General features: G+C 64.2%; 1 protein-coding gene. It reads right to left on the bottom strand.

Going from position 1 to position 282, the window contains the following annotated elements; all coding sequences use genetic code 11:
• The coding region (locus EN807_RS34995; protein ID WP_281405276.1) for a biotin carboxylase N-terminal domain-containing protein at window positions 1-282 on the bottom strand (282 nt) is incomplete at both ends.

The following is a 282-nucleotide window of genomic DNA, read 5'->3' as shown; positions in this document are numbered from 1 at the left end:
GGAGATGCGCGCTTACCGCGCTGAGGGGCAGATAGGCGGCCGCCTTTCGCGAGAGGACGTGCTGCAGGCCGATGAACACCAGCCCGGCGGCGGCACAGGCTTCGGCGAAACCGGCATTTTCCGAAAGAAAACCGTAACCCGGATGAATGGCTTCTGCGCCGCTTGTCTTCGCTGCGGCGATGATCTTTTCGCCATCGAGATAGGAGGCACGCGCGGGTGCAGCGCCGATGGCGATCGCTTCCTCGGCAAGCGCCACATGCATGGCGTCACGATCGGCATCGG

Origin of the sequence: Mesorhizobium sp. M5C.F.Ca.ET.164.01.1.1, from assembly GCF_004792125.1 — a bacterium.
Classification (GTDB): Bacteria; Pseudomonadota; Alphaproteobacteria; order Rhizobiales; family Rhizobiaceae; genus Mesorhizobium; species Mesorhizobium wenxiniae.
The sequence above is the reverse complement of the archived record's forward strand: the minus strand, read 5'-3'. Positions and strand labels throughout refer to the sequence as shown.